Genomic DNA, 21,788 nt, shown 5'->3' with positions numbered 1-21,788 from the left:
CGTTTAATTACGTTGTTTTCATTATATTTGGAGGCCCTAGAGTTTTCTTACTCTCAATGCCCCCAAACCCCAATCTCGTCCAGGCAAAGCCTGTTGCTCAATTCGTAAGGGTTCCACCGAATCCTTTCAATGCCGGGCTGGCGAGGACTGAACCGAGCGTTCCAATATAAGTCGACGATGACACAAAAGCCAGGGGAGCCGTTTTTCCCGTTGGATTTAAGTTAAAACGGAATGTCCCCAGATGACCTGACGGGTTCTTCACTTTATAAAGACCGATGACAAGGGTATTGGAATCAGTCTCCAGAGGAAGAGCAATGGCAGTTGTCGCGTTGGTTGCATCCGGGGTAAAGCTTGAAAAAGTCATCCAGGTCGAATCAAATTTTAAATCGGCCGAAATACCGTAGGCGGAGGAGGTATATAAATTCATTCCATTCAGGTCGATCACCGCAAGAGAAGCGGTAGACGCGGCGGTGTTTAAAGAAAGGGTGAGAAGATCACTGGTTGCCCCTCCCGTAGAGGCGGGCGAAAAAGCAATCACAGGGGCAGGCGTGGAGGAGGTGGAGCTTCCACCCCCGCCGCAACCCCATAATCCAAAAAAAGATAATAGGAACATTCCCGAAAACATCGTTTTTTTGGCAAGGGATAACATCATCTCATCACCTGCCCAAAATGAGCCGTTAAAATCGCCAGATCGTTACTATCGATCTGACCATCTCCGTTTAAATCGCTCTCAGGAGCGTTAGAAGAGGATGCCATACAGGGCATCCCCACGGGAGAGCAGGCTTCCAGTAGAGTCACCCAATCAAACCCGTCGACCCGTTTTACGTTTACCGGATTTCCCGGACGAATATCGGCTAAAAGACCTTTGGCAGGATTTGAAACTCCATTTAAGACCGCTGAAACCAAATAGGTATAGGATCCTGAGTCGGTCGGGACATTATTGTCAGTATAACTTGTGGCGCTTGCGGATGGAGGAGGGGTTATCGGTGTGCCATTTCTGGAAACAGCATAGGTAAAACCGCCGGCAGACGAGCTCAGCGAAGGAGTCCAGGTCATAGCAAAGGCAAGCAAGCCTGTTTTTTTAATCGTTAAATTCGAAGGAGGGGGAGGAATACGATCAAATGCTTTTTTCACATCAATCCGTCCGTAACCATGAACATTGTCTGGAGCCGTAGAAAAGGTCGCCGTGCTGGTTAAAGCGGTCACGACATTGTCTATCGTTAGATCGGGATAAGCGCTTAGCAAAAGAGCCGCGGCTCCCGCCACATGCGGCGCGGCAAATGATGTCCCGGTCAGAGTGGCATAATAGGAAGGACCAGGAAATGGTCCCAATCCCGGAGAGGTAGAATAAACGCCTTCTCCAGGAGCCACGATATCGGGATAATATGAATGAGTCCAACACGGGTTAACCGGGCCCTGGCCGTTTCCCGTTAAATCCATATTACCATTGATGTCAGTAGAACCCACGGCAACAGATTCTGAAAAAGCCGCGGGAAATCTGGGTGCAGGGTCATTTCCCGAAGAAAAAACAGGAATGATTCCTGCCATTCGAACGGTCTGAACCGCTGATTGAAGGGCCCGAATCGATCCATCCGAACAATAAATTGAACTGAAGGCATCTACATTTGAGATGGCAAATGATCCATTTACAATCGCTGGAGAGTCATCCGTTGAAAGATCTCCATCCGGGTTTAAAACCCACTCAAGAGCTTTCACTATAACAGATAGGCTGGATGTTCCAGAATCTGCAAATATTTTAGCGGCGATCCATCTGGCATCCGGCGCAACACCTATAGTAGGCCCCGAAGCATTACCTCCCAACAACGACCCTGTGACCCATGTTCCATGACCGGTAGACGCTGACGCTAAATCAACCGGAGTCGCATGTTGTCCGCTTGGGTCGAGCCAGCTATTGGTTCCCCCCCGGTACCGGCCTGCTAAATCCGGATGATTGATGTCCACACCCGTATCTAACGTTGCCACGACGACATTTTGACCTGTAATTCCGATATTCCAGAGTGACTGAGCGTTAATTCCGTTAGTCCCGGAGAGGTTCCAGCTCGTTGTCGAATAGCTCCCGGTGGTAGCGGTTACAGGCCAATCAGGAAAAATTTCGACGTTCGGGTGGGTTGCCGCAATCTCCTGAATGACCTCGGCTGTCGCTTCCACCGCAATCGCGTTTACAATCCAGAGCGGGGTGACGCGGTTCACTTTTCCGGTCATTTGATATTTTTCCAGCCTGGTTAAAAGAGGTTTTTGCGTGGCTTCGGACTTCTCTTGAAGTTCACGAACCACGGTTTCATGCCGTTTGGCTTTGGATTTTCCCTCCAGAGAGAGAGCTCTCAGAGGAGAGGGTTCGAGCACCCTTACAATGACCTTGAGGTGATCCGATGGAGAGGCGGTTTCCATTTGCCGCTTGACCTCCGGAGCAATTTTGCCCGTCTGCAGAGCGGGAAACCAGATGAAAACGCCAACAATTACCGCGACCATGAAACCAAGGGTTTTCACGGGGATTTCCGCTCCTCTTTCGGCCTGGTTTTCGCCTGTTTCTTCTTGTCTGTTTTTTTCTTTGGGGCGTTCTGCGCGGTTACCTTTTTGCCGGCCGGTTTTTTGGCCTGAAGGGTGACCGGACCATCGAAAATAATTTCCTGAAGATCGTCCCGTTTTCCAAGCAGGAGAATAACCTCCGGGGCCGCCTTTACCGAGAGACTGTTGTTAATCCAGAACGACTGAATGTTTTCTACTCCTCCCGACTTCTCCTTTTCTTTAAGAAAGGTGAGAACCGCGGACTGAGATTCTTCGGCCTCCCGCTGTTTACCGGTAATAATTTCATACCTTGACGTCGGGCCTTTAAGCGGTCTGGAAGAAGAGACCGGCGCTTTAAACGTGATAATGACCGGAATTTTTTTATCTTTGTTTTCGGCCGTGTCTATTTTTTTTTGAAGGTCCGCCGAAATTCGCGAAGGCTCGGAAGCCCAGATGTTTCCCGCTAACGCCAAAACGAATAAACCTGTTAAAAGAAAAAAATGCTTCATCTTTTCCGATTTCCTATTCCACCTTTACGCCGTCAATCCGCACCGATCCGATCACAAGGGATACCCGACTCCCCGGTTTTATGGCTCCACCGGGATTCTCAAAAAGAACATAGAGGATCTGATTGATTTTTGGCTTTAACATTTTGCTTTTTAATTTTCCCACGGGCGTGTCGGGGACCTCCATCGCGTGTTCTGTTTTTGGATCGATAATCTTAAAAGAAGCATTGGCATTGGTTTTAAAGAGTTCTTTGGCCAGTTCCGGCTTGACCACCCGGTAGCGTAAATCTAATAGCTGGCCTCCGGCGGTCGCCTGGAGAGAAACAAGTTCAACGCCGTACGTTTTGGCAAGCTGGTCTATCCCTCTGGCCTCTCCTGCCACCTGCATGCGGCCGGATAAATGTTCTGAATGCGGTCCGGAATGGACGCATGCGGATAATAAAATGAAGGCGAAAAAAAGGACAGTGAGTTTTATCATTGATTTTAATTGTACCTCCTCCTGGAAAGGTGTCAACATCGAAAAAAACAATCGTTCAGTCAACCCCTAGAACAGCGATAGAAAGTTGTCATTGCGAGTGAAGCGAAGCAATCTCGCCATCGTGAACCGAGATCGCCACGCACCCTGCGGGCGCTCGCGATGACAGGCAAAACAAGGAGTTACAAATCCTATCTCTGTTCCCGGGGGGGAAGACTTTTGCTCCATACGGTCGGAAATGAAAATCGCGTTTGGAAAAGAACTGGGGAGGGACTTTTTTCTTTTATTGATCGTTATTAAATTCTCTTTTATAATTTCTTTTGTAGGGCTCATCCGCGTGAGTAAGTCTCTGGTAAAGAGCGTGGAAGGCTTCGGTGGATAAAGAAGGATCGGCGAGCCGATCGATATCGGCGCTCGCCACCGGGACTAAAGCGACTTCATCGTAAGCAGAGGTGCCCACGGCAAAATAATTTTCAGGCAAAAGGACTTCCGGTATTAGAAACTCCACTTTTTTACGGTTATATTTTTTGGCCAATTCAAAGGCCGCCCGGGCGCTTTCTGCCGGAGTATTCATCCCTATGGCGATAATGCCTGCGGGAACCCCCACTTTATAGACCTGAATGGTTACCCGGGTGATATTTTTAGTTTTCAATAGATCTTTGATCGGCTGCACTTCATTTTGATATTCGGGGGCCAGCCAGATTTCAGCTAAAGTCTTATTCTCTGCGCCGGGCGCGGAAGTGGCAACGGCAAGGAAAAAAAACGCCAAAAAAATATTTCTAAAAATTTTCATATCGAATTCCTTTGCTATTGAGGTAAAATCGTCGGCCTGGGAATGATTGAAGGCAGCAAAGCTGTATCAAAACGATAACCCGTTTGTAAATCATGCAGTGGGATCATAACCTTTTCCGCCTCAAATTCAAAGGAGGTTATTTTTTTTTCAGCGGGCAGTAGGTTCAGACGCTGCAGCAGCACTTCCATCAGAGGATGGAAGGCGATGACGTCATACTCACCGGGCGGGATGTCGGAAATTGAAAAAGTTCCGTCTTTCGCCGTCACTGCAAAATAGGGATTTCCCGCTGCTATTCCCCACGATTGCATAAAGGCATGGACGCCGCACTGGACACGGAAAAGATAATGGCCCGGGCGGAACTTGACCTGTTTGACAACCTTTGCATCAGGGACCAGCGGCTTATTAAACATGGCAAAGGTATATTGATCTTTTAACGTATAAGACTGGATATCATGAATCACCGGATCATGGTTAACCAGGTTGATCGGATGATTATTTCGCACAACTTCAACAAAAGGATTGATCTGGCAATTCTCAACATGAATGTCCGGAGTATAATTAAAGGGTTTTCCTTTCTCAACTCCCACAATCAAGATCACGACATCACTGAATCCTCCATCTTCTGCAACGGAAAACTCTTCCAATAAACGGTTCCCTTTTCCATCTGAAATTCTTCCACAATAGCCCATATTGGGAGACGTAATCAGATGGAATATCCGGGCAGGCGGAGGCATCCCTTTAAGCGTAACCTTTCCCGCCAGCGTCCCTCCTGATTTGACTTCAATCTCCTCATACCCCCATGCCAGGAAGGGATAGGAACAAAACAAATACAAAAAAAACAACGCATAAATCCAATGATTTAATTTTCTCACGGCTACTCCTCCTTCTTGCTATTTCATAAGGGAGTCAACCTCCCCAAAACATCTCATTTTTTCCGGGCGGCGGCAGAAACGGGCGAGTTTAATCGATTCAGGTAATCCCGCGCCTCTTTGTTGGAAGGATCGAAATTAACCGCGTGCTGAAAAGCCTCGATCGCGGATTTTTTAAGCTCTCTTCGCTCATCGGAGTCATTGGTTTCGGCCCCCAACAGGACTTCGGACTTTCCAAGGATAAAATAAATCTCTGAGGAATTTTGGTTGATCTGAGACAACATCGAATACTCCCTGACGGCATCACGGTATTGTCCCCTCTGGTAGTAAACCCAGGCAAGCCGTTCACGAATCTTGGATTCATTAGGATCCGCATCCAGGAGAAAATTCCATTCCTTTATCGCCCGGTCAATTTCTCCCTGCTTTTCATAGATAAGACTTAGATTATACCGGGCCTCTTCAAAAGAGGAATCAAGCTTTAGAGCTTCCTCATATTCCTTCCTCGCCCGGGGGTAATCTTTTTGTTTGTAATAAATGTTTCCCATTCCGGTAATGACCACCGCAAGGTGAGGACTTAACCGATTTGCCTTCATATAAGCCGCCAGCGCTTCTCTGTTCCGGCCCATCCGATAGTACACGTGGCCTAATGAAATCAAGGGATGCTCATCTTTCGGAGAAAGGTTGGAAGCCTCTGTAAATTTTTTAGCCGCTTCGGGTAATTTGCCGCTCTCCAAATAAAGCCTTCCAAGCCAATAACGGACCGCCGCGCTTTTGGGGTATCGTTCTGCCAGCTCTTTATAAACCTTGATGGCCAACAGTCCTTGCCGATTCTGCGTGTAGGTCAGGAAAAGAGCTTGATGATATTTATTTGATTCCAAACTCAGTTCCACCGCCCGGGTGATTTTTTTTATGGCCTCGTCAAAACGCCGTTCTTTATTAAATTGCATCCCTTCGTTAAAATAGGTCTCCGGGTCCTCCGGCGCCGGCGCCGCTGTTACAGGAAAAAAACAAAAAAGAAATAAAACGACACATAAAACAACCCCCTGGAACCGGGAAAATAGACCTGTATTCATGAATATCAAACTCCGTAATGATTAAGTAAAAAAACCGGCGATTCAGAGCGTGTCCCAGAGGAGACAAAGCCTGCTCATGATGCCGTGGTTAACCAGACACCGCACAACACGATCACCACGACCACCACAAGGTTGATCCTGGCTAACAAAGCAACCGCTTGCTTGCTCCCCTCTTGAGAGGGAAAGGGGACCTTTAAAGCACGGGGGGCAAGAATAAAGTCATGTAAAAACAACAATAAAAGCATGATTCCGATCAGGATCAGTTTGAAGATTAAGATTTTTCCAAACGTCGAATGCCAATCCACTCCATGGGTTCCTGCCAATAAAAATCCGGTCATTAACAAAATAAAAACCGTCACCCAACCTAAAATACGATAGCGCAAGCCGATTGCTTTTACAACTTCTTTTCTTTTGTCTGGAGAAAGAGAACGACGAACGGCTGGAATGACCACCAGAGCAAAAAAAATCATGCTCCCTGCCCAGGTCGATGCGGCCAGAAGATGAACCATCCTTAAAATCAATTTTTCACCAATTCCCTGCAGACTATGAGCTTTTTCAGCAATCCCCCTGTTGGCTCAACACCTTCCGCGTTTGGGCTGGTCAAAAAGATTCAAATGCAAGGCCGCAGGAGCGAGGCAACCGGAGTGTACGTAAATCGTACATGAGGATTGCCGAGCGACGAGAACGCCGCAGTTGAACTTTTTCACTAGCCTCTATGAGTTTAACAACTTCCGCGTTTGGATTGCTCAAAAAGCTTCAGAGGCAAGGCCGCAGGAGCGAGGCAACCGGAATGTACATAAATCGTACATGAGGATTGCCGACCGACGAGAACGCAGCCTATGAGCTTTTTCAGCAATCCCTCTATTTCCATTTGACGACGGGGGGCATCGACATCAGTACCGCATGAACATTCGCGCCCGTCTTCAATCCAAACAAAGTTCCCTGATCATAGAGTAAATTAAATTCAACATATCGGCCCCGCTTGTAAAGCTGAAGGTCCTTCTGTTCTTCCGTAAAAGGCTCTTCTTTACGCCTTTTGATCACCCCGGGGCAGGCCCCCAAAAACGCCTCTCCCGTATCTTTTACAAAATTAAACTCTTTCTGAATATCCTGATTCAGATTGTCAAAAAAAATCCCTTCGCTCCCGCGCGGTTCTTTCCGGTGTTCCAGGTAGAAATATTGATCACACCACTTTTTGAACCTGGAATAATAGGCGGGGTCATGCTTATCGCAAGCGGTTTTCAACGCACGGTGAAAATCGGTAATATCCTCTTCAATCGGAATAGAAGGAGTCATATCCGCTCCCCCCCCAAACCAGGAGTGATCCGTTTCAATATATCTTAAATTCATATGAAAGGCAGAAACGATGGGATTGACCATATGGGCAACCAGAGAAATTCCGGTCGCGAAAAAATAATCTTTATAGCCGGGGATCTTTTTTCCGAACTCCGGGTCCATTTCGCCAAAAACGGTTGAACAATTGACGCCGACTTTTTCAAAAACCTTCCCTTTCATAACCGACATCACGCCGCCGCCTCCGCCAGGTCTCTGCCAGGAAGTTCTCTCAAAGACATGGGAATCAAGTGATTCAAACGCCTGACAGATACGGTCTCTTAAATTTTGAAAATACCCTTCAGCCTCTGCGCGCATATTTTAATCCTTATTGAGTAATATCATCCTTTCCTGCCCGATGTTGAATGCGTCCTTTTTCCTGTTTTTCATATTCCGGGCGTTCCACCTCGCCCCCCTGAAACTCAAAATTCACCGAAGTCATGGCATTCGCCTTAACGGTAATTTCCCTGGAAACGATCTTCATATGCGGATGCCAGGCTATTACCGTGTACTTTCCCGGGGGCAAACTCTCAATTGAAAAACGCCCCTCCTCGCCGGAAATCGCATAATAAGGATTATCTATCACAAAGGCCCAATTCTGCATAAATTCATGCATGCCACAGATCCATTGCGATATTTTTTTACCGGGTTCAAAGTTAAGGACGCCGGATTCCGTCGTATTGATGTTAAGGGGCGAGTTCAGGATGATTTTTCCTTTTTCACTCTGATAAACTTGAAGATTATGGAAAATGGGATCCTTATTTGTAACTTTAACCTTTTGATGGTTTTTCACAACAGAGACAAAGGGGGAAAAGACACAATCAACCGTCTCAATTTCCCCTTTGGGTTGAGGAAACGGTTTCCCCTCTTTTACCCCGGTGACCATGATCACCACATTCTGAAAACCGCCATTTTTTCCTACCTTAAATTCATCAAGGAGGCGATTTCCCTTCCCGTCTGAATCGACCTTTTTACAAAAGGGGCCAAAAGGATATAGGGCTAAATGAAATACCCGGGGAGGGGGAATGGGACCTTTTAGTACCGCCCTTCCGGTAATCGTTCCACCTTCAGCCACATTGATTTCCTGATACTCCTCCGCATGGGTAATGTTTGATAAAGTCATTACAAGCGGCAAAATCGCTCCCATCACGATAATCAATACCCGATGAACCCTAAACGTTTTACTGACTCCTTTCATTCAATCCCTCTTTTGCCTTGCTTCCTTGTTATAAAAAAAACGAGGAACCCCACTCTCTTTCCGGAGACAATTCCCTTGATCCTGCATGCCAAGGGGGGAGGAGTCTCCGGATCAGAGAACAGGCTTCCTCTAAAAAGAAGCAGGGCAACAGGCCCTGCTTCTTTTGACCAAAACGCCTTTTCTTACTTAGACTTCTCCAGCATAGAGACCGGGACAGAACCAACAGAGGGTAAACTCTCCGCTGTTTTTGTCGTTTGGGCTCCCGATGCCGAATTGATAGGGAGAATACTCTTGTCCCCAACCGGCAATACTCTCAGATACCCCCATTGTCCCGCTTCCGCATAGGGCATCCGGTGGTTCTGCCAGACGTAGGTCCCGGGGAGATGGAACGGCCCGCCGGCTCCCTCTTTGATATAGATATCCAGGTTTTCCGAACCGCCGAATTCTTCCGAACTCTGCATATCGGAGCCCGCCATGTTCGGCTTCAGCGGAAACTCATGACCCTCGAGGCTGAAGACCTGGTTCTGCTCGTCAAAGGCTCCGAACACATGGATCCGAACGGGATCCCCCGCATGCGCCGTAATGGTCGGCGTCACGGGGTCTTTTTCATCCGTCACGCAAGCCGTATAGAGGTTCCCGGGCTCGCATCCTTTATCCTCTCTCCAGCTCCAGGGCTCAATCCGGTAATTGACGCCGGCTAAACCCGCGATATGCTGGAGGTAGGGCATGAAGGCTGTCCCGATGATGTTGTCTTCTTCCTGGAAGAAGAGCGAGGCATCCCGGTAATCGGCCTTTCCGGCATTCTCCGGAATCGACCGATCTACAAACACGTCGACGTTCCAGGCATTTTTCAGGCTGACATCTTCTCCTGTTTTAGAATCACGATAGGTGGAACCTCTCGGGCCTACGATGATTCCCCCGAAGAGCCCATCCCGGACATTGTTCAGGATATTCGACCAATCATACACCAACGCGGCCGTTTCACCATATTCCGGCGGCGCATAGTAGGTATAGGTTTTGTGCTCCCCGGGTCCGATCGTCTGGTCGCCGGGATTCATCCCGACGTTGACCCCCTGTGAATCTTTGGGATCAAACGCCAGCATGTCGGCGCTGAACGACGCGCGGCTGGTCTTCATTTCGTTCTTCAGATTAATTTTAATACAGTCTCCAACATTGACATGGAGCGTCAACGGCATCGGCTGGTAGTCGGAGGAGACTTTGGTCTTGTCCCCCTCCAGCATGTAGATTTTCCCTTTCGGATTGGAAATCAACAGCTTCCGGTCAAAGTCCACTTCAATCACATCCGGCGCCATATTGTTGAACTTTAAGGCGCGGTCGGTGGCAATCACATTAAAGCTCTTCATCGGCGCATCCGAAGGACAGACCGATTTGGCTGATTGCGGAATCTCTTCATGCCCTGGCAATGGCTTCAGGTCGGCGACCTGTTTATCCATGACCCGCATGATCCCCCAGCTTCCTTCCGACAGGTGGGAGGCACGGCCGTCGAAGTGGAGATAATCTCCGGCCATCTGCTGCGCCCCTCCCGCGGTTGTCACCAGATCATACCGCTCGGCTATCCCGACATGATAGGCATTCCGCAGGTCGGAGAATTGAGCATACCGCTCCGTCCGGAAGGCATGCCCGGCGATATGCCAGGTGTGCGATTCATTCATCATCACATGCATCAGGCGGAACACCACCGTGTCTCCCAGATAGGCTCTGAGCATTGGCGTGGCCGAATCCTGATTGTGATGCGCCAGGCTGGAGAAGACCAGGGAAGGTTCCGGATTGTCCAGCAACCGTCTGGCCAGCGACTCGGCCCGGAAGAACATCCCCCCTCCCGTGGTATGGGTTCCCCCGTTGATGGAGGGAATCGTCGTTTTGAGAATATCTCCCGGCATCACAAAGGAGATGGTCTGCCCGGAATCAATGGAGGCCTGGACCGACTGGCCAGGCGGATTCCCGGCGGTAACCACCTGCGCCGTAAAGGGAACCGTGTCATGAAGGTAAACCACCATTTCTCTAAAACTTCCACTCCTGTTGTAGCCAATCGGCTCAGTGGAATGAATGTCGGCAATCGGACCGCTCCGGATCTCTCTGCCGGTTTTGGGGTCATGATAGGTTGAGCCGATCGGTTCAACCATCAATCCGCCAACCCCGCCGTGAGGCCAGGTGGTCGCTCCCAGCGCATGGTCATGCCAGAAGATCGTTCCCAGATCGGCATCGACCCAGTAGCGATAACGGACAAATTCAGCCGAGGCAATCTCTCCTTTCTTATGCGCATGCTTGAGCGGTTCCGTAAAGGTCACCGTGTCTCCGTCGATCGCTTTGATCCACCGGACTTCGGAGGTCTTGACTTCATGCATCCCGATCATAATATCGGTCCCGACATGGAATAGAGTTGCCCCTTCGCCCATTTTAATTTTAATGGAACTGGATTTGGGGGAAGCGTCTGTCTCCAGAACGGCATTCATGGGAGCAGGCAATCCCTTATGTTCCTTCTTGCCGATCATGGTAAACGGCCGGACAGACTGCTCATACGAAAATCCGCTCATCACACCATCGGAGGCCTGATTGTCAAACTGAATGAAGTGCGGATGGATATTGATCTTCGACATCTGGAAGTTCGTCGTGTCGTTATCAACCCATTCATTTTTAAGAATCACATCGACGCAGTCATACACGTTGGCCCGGTAGACCAACGGCCTGGCCAGGTCTGAATTGTCCCTGACCGCCGCTTCTTCTTCCTGAAGCACATAGATCGTCCCTTTGGGGTCGATGATCGGCTTCTGCTTGCCGATCGCCGTCTCCATCGTGATCGGCGTCTCTATAAAATGAATCGTGTATTGTTTTCTCCCTGCCCCTTCAGGGCAAAGACTCCATTTTCCCTGTTCCCCCGGTTTTGCCGGAAGCGTGGTCTCCTGTCCCGCTAACCCTTCGCCTCCGGGATCAGTCGCTGGAGATCCGGTATTTTTAGCGACATGGATCGGTTCAAGCCAGGGCGCAGGGCCATGGTGCCGTGCAAAAGGAATTCTCTTCCCAAAGTGCGGCTTTAAGTGAGGCCAGGCCAATTTCCCGGTTTTCTCGTCAAAGAGAATCGGCGGCCGCTTCCCGGGCATCGGAGATTTGTATTTCGGAAACGCGAATTGATTCGTCATTTCCGGTTCACCCATCGCCTTGTTTCCTTCCCAACCCCAATCCCATACCGTCGCGTCATAGGCCATGATCTGACCTTTTTCATCCGGGGTGTTGCCTGGCTGACCCATCGGAGGAAGCATCATCTTCACCCACTCTTTGATGGAGATGTCAGGAATCGGTTTTGACCAGTCGGTCTTATTCGCGGTAACATGCCATTTCTTATCATACCAGTCAACGGTACGATCAACCAGTTTATCTGAAGTAACCGGAGGCTTTATCCTCCCTTTCCGGTCCGGCAACTCCTGCAGACCCGGCATAATGTCGGTGCTCCCGAACGGATAGTTGCCTGTTTGAAGGGTGTTATACACACGCCAGTAAGACCACATCCCCGCAACATAGTGATGGGCCACATGGCAGTGCATTAAAAAGTCCCCCGCCAACTGCTGGCAGAGTCCTGAACCGCATTCGGTCTGGAGATCCAGGGCTTCCGTCGGGCCAATCACTTCCACGTCCACCCGGTCAGAAGTTGTACGAATCACAGGGTATTTCACAGGGCCTTCGCCTGCCGCGGTTAGAAGCTCTTCTCCTTTAGGATCGGCTTTCGGCTGGCGTAACCACCGGATCGTTCCTCCATGAGGATGATGGGAATGAAAGACTTCTCCCCCTCCATGAATCAGACGGTATTTTGCCGGATCCCCCATGTAAGAACGGGGCATCGCCGTCGGAATATCACCAAACATATAGGCGCTGTAACTGGTTGATTCATCTTCAAAGTGGAAATATTTTTCCTGAAGCGCCAGATTGTTGATTCCAAACGGCTCACTCCGGTAGTTAATGGCACGGGCCGAAGGCCGGTAGGCATCGGAGTTCGGATCCCGCTGAGGGATCATCTCCCCGTGACGATTTAACGGACGGAACGATTCATCCCCGATTTCATGGTAAAACAATGTAAATTCACGGAAATCTTTGGTATAAGGATATTTTTTCTTGTCAAAGGTGATCATCATTTGCCAGCCGCTTTGGGTTTCCTTTCCGGTAATGGAATCCAGATAAACCGCCCCGACCGGCTCCACCATGAACGCACCGATCATTCCCAGACTGCTCGATTCCCGCCCCACATGGCTGTGGAACATATGCGCCCCTTCCTGTTCCTCCGGGAGGATATACCATTCAAACACCTGACTTTTTCCAGGTTTGACATTGGAGTCCGGGTTCACCATGGTCGCCGGCTGTCCTGTCGTTTTGACAATCATGCTTGAACCATGAATATGCAACCCGACATCTTCGTCTTTCATTCCGTTCCGGAGAGTGAGACTCACGCAATCCCCTTGATCGGCCCGGATGGTTAAGGGCTGAATCATATCCGTCTGCAAACCGGTGGTAACGGCTCCAGGATCATTCTCTCTTGTCCTGGCCTCTTTGTTCCGTTTCTCCTCTTCCCGGACTTTTTGTAGATTTTCCGTTAAGACATACATGAAACCGGGGTGATAATCTCCCCATTGATTAAGCGTAATTTCCACATTAATCGCAGTCACATCAAAATCTTTCCTGGGTGCGCCTGCAGGACAATGCCCTCCGGCTGTTACCGTCTCACTGACCGTGCCAGGACCCAGAAAGAAACTTTTATCCATCTGCTGCATGGTGCTCATTTCCTGGTAAGGACCGCTTCCTGAAGCATGACCGGCGTGCCCGGTGCCCCCGGAAATCTCCTGCATCAGCTTATTCATAGCGGCATCAATTTTGTCCGATAGTCCGGTTTTTCCTTCCATCGTATCTTCCCGTTCAATCTGTTTCTTTAATTTTGCCTGCCAGGAAGGATCGGCGTCAGATGCCGCCACAACCACTCCAGGGTCATGCTGGTGACTCTCCTCTGCCATCACGGGGTAAAGCAAAAACCCAAATAGAAAAATAGCAGAACATAATACTATTAACCTGCTATAAAATCCCTTTTTCATAAATGTTCTCCTTATGATTAATTACTTTGTTAATTTCGTTAAAATTTTTATGGAATTTTTCTGAACCGGGTGAAGTCTCGCTTGTTGATTTTTTATCTTTCATAAAAAAAACGAATCAAAAATTTGAAATTTAGATCATTTCAAATTGCAAGGACCATACCAGCTAATACCCCGTCGGTATAACTTATTGATTTACAATGATGATTTTTTTTTGGAACGGATAAAATAGGAAAAAAAGGGGAAGATAATATGAAACTTGAGAGAACGGGTCAAAAAAGTTTGTCTATCTGGTTAGACGGAAAAATGGAAAAATGAAAAAACACCAAATAAATCGAATTTTTTTGGTGTTCAACACATTAGACAGTGCGGGACATTAAACCGTATTGTCGAATTTTATTATACAGTGTTGCCCGACTGATACCGAGAAGTCTGGCGGCTTGCGTGCGGTTACCGTTTGTATTTTTCATCGCAACGGCAATCTCTTCTCTTTCAAGGGTTTGAATGGCCGCATGGGTTGTTGCCCGCAGGGGGTTTAACATCTCGCTCGCACGGGCCCGCTCATCAAATAAAGCCTCCAGCTTGATTTCCGTGCCGGGATTGATTAATACGGCTCTTTCAATGACATTTTCAAGCTCCCGGACATTTCCAGGCCAGGGATAATCAATCAATACTTTCATGACCGAGGGTGAAATTCGCTTTTGGGAAAGATCGTTTTGACCGCAATATTTCTTGATAAAGTGGTCGACTAAAAGCGGAATATCTTCTTTTCGTTCCTTCAGGGAAGGAATCAGAACAGGAACCACCGCAAGCCGGTAATAGAGGTCATCCCGGAAGCTCTTTTTTTTCACCTCTTCTCTCAAATCCTTATTGGTTGCCGAAACCACCCTGACGTCAACCTTCGAACTCCGGTTGCTTCCCACGGGCCGAATCTCGCTTTCCTGAAGAACTCTCAAAAGTTTGGATTGAAAAGCCAGGGTCGTATCCCCAATTTCATCCAGGAGAAGGGTCCCTCCGTTGGCCTCTTCAAACAATCCCTTTTTATTGTTGATTGCACCCGTAAACGACCCTCTGACATGGCCAAACAATTCACTTTCAAGAAGCGTTTCAGGCAAGGCTCCGCAGTCAATGGTCACAAAGGGCCCTTCCCGCCGGGGACTGTTGTAATGAATCGCTCTGGCGACGAGTTCCTTGCCCGTTCCCGACTCCCCGTGAATCAAAATGGTGGTATTGCTGTTCGAAACCAGCTTGATCAGTTTAAACAATGACCGCATCTTTAAACTACGGCCGATCATTTCTTTAAAATCCTTATTGATTTCAACTTTCTCGCGAAGCCGTTCCACTTCTTTAGTCAGGTGGTACAAATCAAGGGCCTTTTTAATCACCAACTTGACTTCGTCATTGTTAACTGGCTTGGTCAGATAATCAAAAGCCCCCTCTTTCATGGCGGCAACTGCCGAATCGATCGTTCCAAAGGCGGTTAAAAGAATGAACGGAATTTCGGGGCTGATCTCCTTAGCCTTTTTCAACACCTGGGAACCATCAATCCCCGGCATTTTAAGGTCCGAAATAATCAGATCAAAGGTCTCTTTTTCCAGCCGCTGGATTGCTTCTTCTCCCGTTGAGGCGGTTTCAACCTCGTACCCTTCTTTTCCCAAAATCTTCTCAAAAAGGGCACGCATATTGACTTCATCGTCCACCACCAGAATTCTATTTATCTCCGGTAGATTCATCTTCTCACCCGATTTTCCTCTCTCCGCTCTTCCACCCGAAAATAAAGGTAAAAAGTCGTCCCTTTGCCAGGGGTGCTTTCGACCGCAATCCTTCCTCCGTGGCCTTTCATAATACTCTCACAAACAGACAGGCCAAGTCCCATCCCTTTTTTTTGTTTGGTTGTAAAAAAGGTACGAAAGATTTTTGGCAAAACGTTCGGTGCGATTCCGAATCCCGTATCTGAAACGGAAACCACCACTTCGTTGTTTAAAGGGGCTAAAGAGTTGCCCGAATTTCCGACGTCTTCGACGTCTTTCGCAGCGCATCCAATGGTCAGGGTGCCTCCTTCCGGCATCGCTTCGATCGCATTGAAGAAAAGATTGACCAAAACCTGCGTCACCTGCTGAGAATCCGCCCGTATTTTAGGGAGGCCTTTTGAAATCTCGATTCGTGTTTGAACCCCGGCTTTCTGAGCCTGACTCGAGATCAGGTCTGCCCCTCTGCGGATTAATTCTCCAGGGTCAATAAGGGTAAAGTGAGCGGGCGTCGGCCGGCCAAACTCCATCAGATCCCGCATAATTTTTTTACACCGGCGCGCCTCCTCTTCAATAATTTTAAGGGAATTGAAACGAGGATCCACCGGTTCGACTTCGGTTAAAAGGTCCTGAGAAAAGCCAAGGATGATTCCAAGAGGATTGTTAAATTCGTGAGCCACCGCTGCGGCCATTTCACCAATGGCGACCAATCGGTCGGAACTGATAATCTGCTGTTCCATCTCCTTTTCCCGGGTGACATCTTTAGCGATTTCAACCACCCATTTGACTTCATTTCCGTTTTTCTGATGGTTAATTTTGACCGGAAGGAGCAAAAGTTCTTCAAAACAGGGCTCGCTGTTCCGAATGCTGACATTTTCACGTAAAACATAACCGGGCTCGCCCCCCTCAAAAGCCTTTTTGGCGGGACAATAGCAGCAGGGATCTTCCCGATTGTAAAATACCTGGTGGCATTTCTCTCCGACCTGACTTTCTGCGCTCTTTTGGGTGCGACTGGCCGCCGCGGCATTTAAATAAACGACATTAAAATCCTGGTCAATAATTTCGATGGCGTCCGGAAAACTATCCAGAACAGTCTGAAACAAACGCTCCCGCTCTTCCAGGACCTGGAGCCGCTGTTTCATCTTCGTTGCCTGTCTTGAGTCCCTTTCGGAGAAAGCCATCTTCATTTCCTAAAAAAGCAGTAATCTATACTAACTCCCATAGAAATTAATGTCAAGATTGGTGAAAATTCAATGTTAACACGCCACCGGAGAATTCAATTCAAAACGGATTGAATTGCTTTTTTAAGTTCATTAATTTCGATCGGTTTCACCAGATACCCGTCCGCCCCTTTCTGTATGCAGAGGGCTTGAGTGTCGGGAGAAGGGAACCCTGTTACCATAATCACCTTCATTTGAGGATATAAACGCTTGACCTCTTCCAAAATTTCAAAACCATCCGTCCGCTCCATCCGGATATCAACAATGGCTAAATCAAAAACCTCTCGCCGAAGCCAATGGGCTGCTTCTTCTCCGCTTTGAGCGGTTCGAACCAACCCCCCCTCTTTACGTAAAGTTTGGAACATCAACTTTAAAAAGAATTCTTCATCATCTACAACAAGGATTTGAGAGCTCTTCATTTTATTTCCCCAGGCCAAAACCCGTTAAACATTTTTTCAAACATGTTTTATGCAAATGACATGCCTGGGAAGTATTTTTTAGAGGAAAACTTTAAGATATGAAAATTCAGGAGGGAAGCTTTACTTGCTCAGGCTTTTCTGACAGATTTTTGATCTTTTCTACTTTAACTTTTACGATTCTTCGTAAATCCATGTCGACAATTGTAAATTTATAATCTCCGTATTGAATAATTTCACCTCCGCGCGGCATGTTCTGAAGCTGAGACAAAACAAAACCCCCCAGGGTTTCGTAATCCCCTGATTCAGGGATCGGAAGCTTATAATCGGTATTTAAATCCCTGACCGACAAGGACGCATCAATCACCAGAGATCCATCTTTTAACCGTTCTACCGGCTTCTCTTCAGTATCATATTCATCCCGGATTTCACCGACAATCTCCTCGATTAAGTCTTCCATCGTCACCACCCCCTCAACACTCCCATATTCATTGATGACGATGGCCATTTGCATTCTCCGGCGCTGAAGCTCTTTTAATAAATGACTCACTTTCATCGTTTCGGGTACAAAATAAGCCGGGTGGAGCATGTTTGTTAAAACCAGAGGCTGCTTGTTGGCCAACGATTCAAAGATCTTTTTATAATTTAAGAGTCCAACGATATTATTGATCCCGTTTTTATAGACCGGATACCGTGAGAATTTATGTTCAGCGGCATATTTCAAAAGCTCTTCTTCCGATGTGTCAATGTTCAAAGCATAAATTTTGGGCCGAGGGACCATCACTTCTTTGACCGAAATATCGGTAAACTCAAACACACTATGGATCAACTCCTGTTCGGTCTGATTAATGAGGCCCTGTTCCCGCCCTTCTTTTAGCATCAGCTTAATTTCTTCTTCAGAACCATGGGTGCTTTCAATGATTTTCCGGGAAATCTTAAAGGGTTTTAAAATAAAGCGGGAAGAATAGGTGAGAACTTTTGCCAGAGGAGAAAAAAGCCGATAAAGAAGAAACATCGGCTCAGCCATGGTTAAGGCGATCTTATCCGGATATCGAAGGGCAAGCGATTTGGGGACCAGTTCTCCGATGGTCAAGGTAAAGTACGAAATGAGGACAACCACAATGGCGACCGATAAACCTTCGCTGAACCGCTGAACTAATGGATAGGGAATTTCCTCGAAAACAGGCTTCAACACCTCGACAGAAACAACCCCGCCGATTGCGCCTGCAGTTGAAAGAATAATCGTTAAGCCGATCTGAACACTGGCCAGAAAACTTTCCATATCCTTATGAAAGCGATGAATAATAATCGCGTTTTTGTTCCCTTCTTCCGCTAACTTCTTAATTTGGGTCTTCCGGGCCGCGATGATGGCAATCTCGGTACACGCAAAGAAACCGCTCGCAAGGATAAGCAAAAAAATCGCCGTAAGATCTAAAGCTAAACCACTCATAATCTTCCTATTCTTCCTTTTTGATTTAAATTCACTTTGTTAGAACAAGATATAGAATAACATATCCGTAACGTTGTCACAAGGCGCTCTCCTGACCCTGTCCAGCCAAAGTAGAAATGTCCTGTTTTTTTAGCGATTTAGTGAACGGATGGTAGGGTTCCAAATTGAAGGGCGTTTTTGAGGAGCGATATGGTTTTTCATTCCAAAAACATTGTTTGTTGGCCACCCCGGATGATACTATGACACTGGTGAAAGCCTATTTTCGAACTTTTCGACTGAACCCATAAATGTCTTCGGACCCTAATTTCGCCCATTCACAAGTTACGGAACGTTTTAATGTGATCGTCATCGGCGCCGGTGCCGCAGGGCTCATGTGCGCGTTGACCGCAGGCCAGAGGGGACGCCGCGTCCTCCTTTTAGATCACGCAGACCGTGTCGGAAAGAAAATCCTGATTTCCGGCGGGGGACGCTGTAACTTCACGAATCTTCAGGTCGAACCCGAAAATTATCTCTCCGGCAATCCTCATTTTTGCAAATCGGCCTTAAGCCGTTTCGGACCGCATGACTTTATCGCATTGGTTGAAAAACATGGCATCCCCTATCACGAAAAAACATTGGGACAGCTCTTCTGTAATGGAAAGTCAACCGCCATCGTCACCCTTCTGTTAGAGGAATGCCGGCTCGGCGGCGTTCAAATTGAGACAAACAATTTTGTTGAAAAAATTGAACAACGAAACATCGCAGAAAAAAGCCATTTTACCGTTAAAACCAACCTGGGGTCTTATCACACAGAATCATTGGTGATCGCCACAGGGGGATTATCCATCCCTAAAATGGGGGCGACCGATTTTGGATATCGGGTGGCGAAACAGTTTGGTCTCGCGGTACGGCCCTGCCGGCCTGGCCTGGTCTCCTTTACCCTGAATCAACGGGATTTGCAAGAGACGAATGGCCTGTCCGGAACTTCTGCGGATGCCCTGGTTTCCTGTAAAGAACAGGCCTTTCGAGAGTCGATTCTTTTCACACACAAAGGTTTAAGCGGCCCTGCCATTCTGCAAATTTCAAACTACTGGGAACCGGGCGATGCAATCACCATCAATCTTCTTCCCGATTTCGATCTAGCAGAAGCCATCAAGAAGTGGCAGACGGAACGGCCGAAAGCAGAACTCAAAAACCTGATCGGCGAGCGACTCACCAAACGTCTGGCCCAACAATGGCTGGCTTTATCGTGTGAAAATAAGCCTGTAAAACAATATTATCAAAAGGAAATTGAAGCAATCAGCGCGAGATTCCATCAATGGCGGATTATCCCTTCCGGAACAAGCGGTTATCCCGTCGCAGAAGTCACAAAAGGCGGGGTGGATACCGATGAACTGTCTTCAAAAACCTTCGAAGCAAAACATGTAAAAGGGCTCTATTTTATCGGAGAGGTGGTTGATGTAACGGGATGGTTGGGCGGTTATAATTTTCAATGGGCATGGGCGTCCGGGAGATGCGCCGGGCTATTTGTTTAAAATTTTATCGTTTTAAAATCATAAAAAAATAGAAAAATTATAGAATTCTATCCATGTGATTTGGTTTTGTTGTTTCTTTCTATTTCGATTGAATCATCATGGGGTCGCGTATACTGATTTCCAGGCGATTTTGTTCCCTCTTATCTTTCACGATCATTTCTTTCGCCATCATGTTTTCCACGACCATGTTTTTCACCATCGTGTCTCCCACGGTCATGTTTTTCACGTAACTCTTTGGCTCGGAAGTGTTTCCCTTCGAAATGATCCGAATGCTCTCTATAATCTCTCCAGGAATGTTCACGAAATTCACGTACTTCCTCAATCCGGTGTTTTCTTAAGCCGGGCGGTATTCTTCGCATATCTGTCTGAGCCCAGGGTCCTCTATAATAGCCAGACCGGTACCAGATACCATTGTTGTGATAGTAGTAAGTATTGTCATAGAAAAAAAGGTCATTGGGAATTCCTACCGCCACATAAACCCTCAAACCCTCCAAATAAATCATTTCTGGCGGACTCTCCACCACAATAGGGGGCTGTGGCGCGTCTCGGTCGCCGAGATGGAGATTTAAATCAATGCCGACTTGCGCGCGGGCAGTTGTAGAGAGGCAAACAAGGCACAACAGTCCAAATCCGAAAAATATTTTTTTCATAGCAATTCCTCTTCTTTAAGAAACAAAACCGGTAAATTTGCCCTTACTTTAGAGGCAGGAACTACCTCCTTTTTCTTTTTAATCTTTTTGACCATTTTCTATATTTCCATTTTTTAACTTATCTGATCGACATCAACCTAAACAGTTATCATCTTACATTTTTAATATTGTACCAAGCCACCTGGATAAATCAACCCAAGACCAGCGATAGACTTCGCACCCACTTATTAATCATGTCATTGCGAGCACCGAAGGGTGCGTGGCAATCTTATTGTAAAGTCTTGAGATTGCTTCACTTTGTTCGCAATGACAGCTTTCTAACTCTGTTCTTGGGATCAAGTATATAAGCCGGGTTACTCTATCGTCCCCCTCTGACACTTTTTAGTCACAAAAAGTGGGGTGAACCCCTCTGTTGAGACAATCTAAAATTAGCACACTTGATATTGCCATTGTCTCAAACTAGGGGTTCAGTCCAGGAATCATGAAAGCGGAAACGCTATCCCAAGAGAAGCCGAGGTTCGATATGACACGGCTTAATCCTGTTGTGAGATTTCAACATATGCTGGATCATGCCAAAGAAACCCTGGGAATGACCATTGGAAGTGAGAATTCTTCCGGAAAGGGTTGTCCCCCCTGAGGCTATATCCGTAACCTGGACAGTTGTTGACCGGATCACGTTTGTCCGCCAATCGATGCCGATCCGTAAAGTTTGCAACATGATTCCTTAATTTTTTTATCAAGCCTCTTCATTGATTTCTTTAAAATAAAGGGCCTGTTTGGCGGGGGTTTTTGAAAGGTTTGAGGGTTGGGGTTTCCCCAACAGGAACTGCCTTAACCGTTTATTTCTGATTTCCCGTTTTATCGTTTCGACCATTTTTTTTGCCGCCGTTTCTCCAGCCAGGTAGCATTCAAGCCCCCTATGAAACTC

Annotated in this window: 19 protein-coding genes; 1 reads left to right on the top strand and 18 read right to left on the bottom strand. The window is 47.5% G+C overall.

Annotated features, from left to right (window positions below; all coding sequences use genetic code 11):
* Positions 1-97 precede the first annotated feature (97 nt).
* The 15 genes from HYR79_06045 to HYR79_05975 all read right to left on the bottom strand — a co-directional run bounded on the left by HYR79_06045 (position 98) and on the right by HYR79_05975 (position 18,696).
* Positions 98-652 (bottom strand): hypothetical protein, encoded by a 555-nt coding sequence (locus HYR79_06045; GenBank protein MBI1821254.1) that lies wholly within the window; start codon positions 650-652, stop codon positions 98-100.
* Positions 649-2,508, bottom strand: coding sequence for a S8 family serine peptidase (locus HYR79_06040; GenBank protein MBI1821253.1), 1,860 nt, complete (start codon positions 2,506-2,508; stop codon positions 649-651). Before HYR79_06040 ends, HYR79_06045 begins: the two co-directional genes overlap by 4 nt.
* On the bottom strand, positions 2,505-3,035 hold the full coding sequence (locus tag HYR79_06035; GenBank protein ID MBI1821252.1) for a hypothetical protein: 531 nt from the start codon (positions 3,033-3,035) through the stop codon (positions 2,505-2,507). Before HYR79_06035 ends, HYR79_06040 begins: the two co-directional genes overlap by 4 nt.
* A 13-nt stretch (positions 3,036-3,048) precedes the next feature.
* Positions 3,049-3,510, bottom strand: coding sequence for a hypothetical protein (locus HYR79_06030; GenBank protein MBI1821251.1), 462 nt, complete (start codon positions 3,508-3,510; stop codon positions 3,049-3,051).
* A 280-nt stretch (positions 3,511-3,790) separates the two neighbouring features.
* On the bottom strand, positions 3,791-4,300 hold the full coding sequence (locus HYR79_06025; GenBank protein MBI1821250.1) for a hypothetical protein: 510 nt from the start codon (positions 4,298-4,300) through the stop codon (positions 3,791-3,793).
* Positions 4,301-4,314: 14 nt separating this feature from the next.
* Entirely contained in the window at positions 4,315-5,172 is an 858-nt protein-coding gene (locus HYR79_06020) for a carboxypeptidase regulatory-like domain-containing protein (protein ID MBI1821249.1), read from the bottom strand.
* Between the two features lie 53 nt (positions 5,173-5,225).
* On the bottom strand, positions 5,226-6,242 hold the full coding sequence (locus HYR79_06015) for a tetratricopeptide repeat protein (protein MBI1821248.1): 1,017 nt from the start codon (positions 6,240-6,242) through the stop codon (positions 5,226-5,228).
* Positions 6,243-6,316: 74 nt separating this feature from the next.
* Positions 6,317-6,763: a DUF4149 domain-containing protein gene (locus tag HYR79_06010; protein MBI1821247.1), complete on the bottom strand. Its 447-nt coding sequence runs from the start codon at positions 6,761-6,763 to the stop codon at positions 6,317-6,319.
* A 340-nt stretch (positions 6,764-7,103) separates the two neighbouring features.
* Positions 7,104-7,892 (bottom strand): oxygen-dependent coproporphyrinogen oxidase, encoded by a 789-nt coding sequence (gene hemF, locus HYR79_06005; protein ID MBI1821246.1) that lies wholly within the window; start codon positions 7,890-7,892, stop codon positions 7,104-7,106.
* A gap of 10 nt (positions 7,893-7,902) precedes the next feature.
* The gene (locus HYR79_06000) at positions 7,903-8,772 is read right to left on the bottom strand and encodes a carboxypeptidase regulatory-like domain-containing protein (GenBank protein ID MBI1821245.1); all 870 of its coding nucleotides are present in this window, start codon (positions 8,770-8,772) and stop codon (positions 7,903-7,905) included.
* Between the two features lie 182 nt (positions 8,773-8,954).
* A complete protein-coding gene (locus HYR79_05995) occupies positions 8,955-13,787 on the bottom strand; it encodes a multicopper oxidase domain-containing protein (protein ID MBI1821244.1) in 4,833 nt (1,610 codons plus the stop codon).
* Between the two features lie 434 nt (positions 13,788-14,221).
* Entirely contained in the window at positions 14,222-15,595 is a 1,374-nt protein-coding gene (locus HYR79_05990; GenBank protein ID MBI1821243.1) for a sigma-54-dependent Fis family transcriptional regulator, read from the bottom strand.
* Positions 15,592-16,791 carry a PAS domain-containing protein gene (locus tag HYR79_05985; GenBank protein ID MBI1821242.1) on the bottom strand — a complete coding sequence of 400 codons (1,200 nt, stop codon included), beginning with the start codon at positions 16,789-16,791 and terminating at the stop codon, positions 15,592-15,594. Before HYR79_05985 ends, HYR79_05990 begins: the two co-directional genes overlap by 4 nt.
* A 95-nt stretch (positions 16,792-16,886) precedes the next feature.
* Positions 16,887-17,249, bottom strand: coding sequence for a response regulator (locus HYR79_05980; GenBank protein MBI1821241.1), 363 nt, complete (start codon positions 17,247-17,249; stop codon positions 16,887-16,889).
* A 106-nt stretch (positions 17,250-17,355) separates the two neighbouring features.
* Complete coding sequence (locus HYR79_05975; protein ID MBI1821240.1) at positions 17,356-18,696, bottom strand: HlyC/CorC family transporter; 1,341 nt, start codon at positions 18,694-18,696, stop codon at positions 17,356-17,358.
* A 287-nt stretch (positions 18,697-18,983) separates the two neighbouring features.
* Here HYR79_05975 and HYR79_05970 point away from each other — a divergent pair, with 287 nt between their 5' ends.
* Positions 18,984-20,210, top strand: coding sequence for an NAD(P)/FAD-dependent oxidoreductase (locus tag HYR79_05970; protein ID MBI1821239.1), 1,227 nt, complete (start codon positions 18,984-18,986; stop codon positions 20,208-20,210).
* A gap of 140 nt (positions 20,211-20,350) precedes the next feature.
* Here HYR79_05970 and HYR79_05965 read toward each other — a convergent pair whose 3' ends face one another.
* The 3 genes from HYR79_05965 to HYR79_05955 form a co-directional block, all read right to left on the bottom strand.
* A complete protein-coding gene (locus tag HYR79_05965; GenBank protein ID MBI1821238.1) occupies positions 20,351-20,860 on the bottom strand; it encodes a hypothetical protein in 510 nt (169 codons plus the stop codon).
* A gap of 496 nt (positions 20,861-21,356) precedes the next feature.
* Entirely contained in the window at positions 21,357-21,578 is a 222-nt protein-coding gene (locus HYR79_05960) for a hypothetical protein (protein ID MBI1821237.1), read from the bottom strand.
* An 18-nt stretch (positions 21,579-21,596) separates the two neighbouring features.
* A partial coding sequence (locus HYR79_05955; protein MBI1821236.1) for a hypothetical protein occupies positions 21,597-21,788 on the bottom strand: 192 nt, incomplete at its 5' end.

Source organism: Nitrospirota bacterium (genome assembly GCA_016178585.1).
GTDB lineage: Bacteria > Nitrospirota > Nitrospiria > JACQBW01 > JACQBW01 > JACOTA01.
This window is presented reverse-complemented; position numbering and strand designations above follow the sequence as displayed.